General features: G+C 45.7%; 6 protein-coding genes. All 6 read left to right on the plus strand.

Annotated elements, in window-relative coordinates; translation table 11 throughout:
* Nucleotides 1-72: 72 nt before the first annotated feature.
* Nucleotides 73-1,020 carry a DNA-directed RNA polymerase subunit alpha gene (locus IQ229_RS17400; protein ID WP_094349104.1) on the plus strand — a complete coding sequence of 316 codons (948 nt, stop codon included), beginning with the start codon at nt 73-75 and terminating at the stop codon, nt 1,018-1,020.
* A 31-nt stretch (nt 1,021-1,051) separates the two neighbouring features.
* A complete protein-coding gene (gene rplQ / locus IQ229_RS17405; RefSeq protein ID WP_194045854.1) occupies nt 1,052-1,402 on the plus strand; it encodes a 50S ribosomal protein L17 in 351 nt (116 codons plus the stop codon).
* A gap of 102 nt (nt 1,403-1,504) precedes the next feature.
* Nucleotides 1,505-2,353, plus strand: a complete 849-nt coding sequence (truA, locus tag IQ229_RS17410; protein WP_194045856.1) for a tRNA pseudouridine(38-40) synthase TruA — start codon at nt 1,505-1,507, stop codon at nt 2,351-2,353.
* A 129-nt stretch (nt 2,354-2,482) separates the two neighbouring features.
* Nucleotides 2,483-2,944 (plus strand): 50S ribosomal protein L13, encoded by a 462-nt coding sequence (gene rplM / locus IQ229_RS17415; RefSeq protein ID WP_194045858.1) that lies wholly within the window; start codon nt 2,483-2,485, stop codon nt 2,942-2,944.
* Entirely contained in the window at nt 2,944-3,360 is a 417-nt protein-coding gene (rpsI, locus tag IQ229_RS17420; RefSeq protein WP_104906415.1) for a 30S ribosomal protein S9, read from the plus strand. The genes rplM and rpsI overlap by 1 nt, the downstream gene beginning before the upstream one ends.
* A 147-nt stretch (nt 3,361-3,507) precedes the next feature.
* Complete coding sequence (gene rpmE / locus IQ229_RS17425; protein ID WP_109011936.1) at nt 3,508-3,750, plus strand: 50S ribosomal protein L31; 243 nt, start codon at nt 3,508-3,510, stop codon at nt 3,748-3,750.
* The last annotated feature ends 58 nt before the right edge of the window (nt 3,751-3,808 follow it).

The raw sequence follows: 3,808 nt of genomic DNA on the forward strand, positions 1-3,808 counted from the left end.
AGGACATAAATTCAATTCTGGAGGCAATTGATTTGTCTGCTAGCAGCACCTTAGAAAAAGGGAGGCTCATCCGTGGCGCAGTTTCAAATTGAATGTGTAGAGTCGAATACCGAAGAAAGTCGGAACCATTACAGTAAATTTGTATTGGAACCTCTAGAACGCGGTCAAGGAACAACTGTTGGCAACGCACTGCGGCGGGTTTTACTGTCTAATTTAGAAGGTACAGCAGTTACAGCAGTGCGAATTGCGGGCGTTTCACATGAGTTCGCCACAGTTCCGGGCGTGCGGGAAGATGTGCTGGAAATCCTCATGAGAATGAAGGAAGTTATCCTGAAAAACTATTCTTCGCAGCCCCAGATTGGTAGATTACTTGTTAGCGGCCCAGCGACAATCACTGCGGCACATTTTGATTTGCCCAGTGAAGTAGAAGTCATCGATCAGACTCAATATGTAGCCACCATCGCTGAGGGTGGAAAGCTGGAAATGGAATTTCGGATCGAGAAAGGCAAAGGCTATCGCACCGTAGAGCGAGGACGTGAGGAAGCCACATCGTTGGATTTTCTTCAAATTGACTCGATATTTATGCCGGTGCGAAAAGTCAACTACAGTGTTGAAGAATCTCGTGGAGAAGGCTTGATTCCAAAAGACCGACTACTGTTGGAAGTTTGGACAAATGGCAGTATTTCTCCTCAAGAGGCACTATCTTCTGCCGCTGCGATCTTGGTAGATTTATTCAACCCGTTGAAAGACATCTCCCTAGAACCAACAGACACAGGTTCCGATATTCCAGACGACCCAACTGCCCAGATACCCATCGAAGAGTTGCAACTTTCTGTGCGGGCATATAACTGTCTCAAACGGGCACAAGTTAACTCTGTGGCAGATTTGTTGGATTATACCCAAGAAGACCTCTTAGAAATTAAGAACTTTGGGCAGAAGTCAGCAGAAGAAGTCGTGGAAGCTTTGCAGCGACGCTTGGGCATCACCCTGCCAATGGAAAGAGGCTCTAAACACCCTTAAGAAAAACCTTCGTAATTCATAGTGCATAATTATGCGTCACCGTTGTCGCGTCAAAAAACTCAGTAAACCAGCCGATCAACGCCGTGCTTTACTGCGATCGCTCGCCACCGAGCTGATCCGTCATGGTAAGATCACCACCACTTTAATTAGAGCAAAAGTTCTGCGAAGTGAAGTGGAAAAAATGATTACCCTAGCCAAAAATGGCTCCTTATCAGCACGTCGGGAAGCCCTTGGCTATATCTTCGACAAACAACTGGTTCACGCTCTATTTGAGCAAGCTCCAACTCGATATGGCGATCGCCAGGGCGGTTATACCCGCATCCTGCGTACCGTAGCGCGTCGTGGTGATAATGCAAAAATGGCAATAATTGAATTGGTTTAAGTCATTGGTCATTGGTCATTAGTCATTAGTCATTGGTCATTAGTGAATAACAAAGGACAAGTGACAAAGGACAAATGACAAAAGACAAAGGACAAAATCTGTATGTTAGAAAGCCACCAGCCTACACAAACTCATCGAGTAGCCTTGGTAATCCAATACCTGGGCACTCATTTTCATGGCTGGCAACGGCAAAAACAACACCGGACAGTCCAAGAAGAGATCGAAATTGCGATCGCAACTATTCTTGGGCATCATGTAACATTACACGGTGCTGGGCGAACCGATTCTGGAGTTCATGCTGCTGCTCAAGTAGCCCATTTTGAAGCAACAGGTTTCATTCCGCCTCACAAGTGGGCAACAATCCTCAACAGCTACCTGCCGCCAGATATATTAATCAGGGCTTCAGCTAGTGTCGATAACCGTTGGCACGCTCGCTTTAGTGCAGCCTATCGACGGTATCGCTACACAATATATACTGAAGATCGGCTTAACTTGTTTGTAAGACCCTTCAGTTGGCATTATTATTATGCACCCCTGGATGAATCTTTAATCCAAGCTGCCCTAAAACCTCTCTTGGGAAAGCATCACTTAGCTGCTTTTCACCGTGCAGGCTCAAAGCGATCGCATTCCTGGGTAGAGGTGCAAGCAGTAGAGTGTCGTCGCAGTGGGCCATTTATCCATATTGAAATACAGGCAGATGGATTTTTGTATGGCATGGTACGGCTGTTGGTAGGGATGCTGGTAGAAGTAGGTTCTGGACAACGAACACTTTCTAACTTCACCGAACTTTGGAAAGAAGAACGCCGGGAAGAAGTGAAATATGCCGCACCGCCTCAAGGCTTGTGCTTGTTGCGAGTCGGCTATCCCGATTTTCCCTTTCCGAAAGAGATTTGGTACGACACCTTGCCAAAGTTCGTCACTAGTCAAGAGTCATTAGTCATTGGTCATTAGTCATTGGTCATTAGTCATTGGTCATTAGTGAATAACTAAGGACAACTGACAAAGGACAAAGGACAAATAACAAATGACAAAGGACAAATGACTAATGACAAATTAAAAATGACAAAGGACAAATGACAAATGACAACAGTTAAAACATACCTTCCTTCTCAAGCATCCCTTGAGCGTGAGTGGTACATAGTAGATGCCACCGATAAACGCCTCGGTCGCCTCGCCAGCGAAATCGCTCAGGTATTGAGAGGCAAAAAGAAACCCGAATATACACCTCATCTTGATACAGGTGACTTCGTAATCGTCATCAATGCCGAGAAAGTAGCAGTTACAGGCAAAAAGCGTACTCAAAAGCTTTACCGCCGCCATTCTGGTCGTCCCGGTGGAATGAAAACCGAAACTTTCGCTAAACTGCAAGACCGCATACCAGAGCGAATTTTAGAACAGGCTGTTAAAGGTATGCTACCTAAAAATAGCCTCGGTAAGCAGTTGTTCACCAAGCTGAAAGTTTACGCTGGGCCTACGCATCCCCACGATGCTCAAAAACCTAAAGAACTAAAAGTTAGTACAATTCCTGGAGAAGAAAATTAATGGTAGTAGCAGATGCTAATAGCGGTCGCGCCGTATACTGGGGTACTGGCCGTCGTAAGAACGCAGTAGCACGGGTACGCTTGGTTCCAGGCACCGGTCAACTGATTGTGAACGGTAAAGATGGAACCTTGTATTTCCAATTCAACCCCAACTACCTGGGAGTCATTAAAGCACCCCTGGAAACTCTGGGACTAGAAAACGAATATGACATTTTGGTGAAAGCAGAAGGCGGCGGCTTGACCGGACAGGCTGATTCTGTTCGTTTGGGAGTTGCTCGTGCTTTGTGCCAACTTGACCCAGACAACCGCCCACCTTTGAAAACCGAAGGTTATTTGACTCGCGATCCCAGAGCAAAAGAGCGGAAGAAATATGGTTTACATAAAGCTCGGAAAGCGCCTCAGTACTCTAAGCGTTAGAGAATTGGGCATTGGTGAAGAAGGTGATAGGTTACAGGGGACAGGTGATAGTTTTCTGTTAGCTGTAACCCGTTCCCTTCTCTCTTCTTCTAGCTTCAATTGAACCCTGAAAGTTATAATTTATATAGATTCATCACAAAAAGAACAATGGCTAAAGCTGATATTCACCCCAAGTGGTATCCAGATGCTAAAGTTTACTGCAACGGTCAAGTTGTTATGACCATTGGCTCTACCAAGCCAGAATTGCATGTAGATGTTTGGTCTGGAAATCACCCATTTTATACCGGTACTCAGAAGATTATTGACACTGAGGGTCGAGTAGAGCGCTTCCTCCGCAAGTACGGCATGAGCAGCACTCAAACATCTGGCGACGATCAAAACAAAAAGTAGCGGGTTGGCTCTGCTGTTAACGACGGCCCTGCATCAGCTGGTTCGATTTTCATTTATA

The organism is Nostoc cf. edaphicum LEGE 07299 (genome assembly GCF_015207245.1).
GTDB lineage: Bacteria > Cyanobacteriota > Cyanobacteriia > Cyanobacteriales > Nostocaceae > Nostoc > Nostoc edaphicum_B.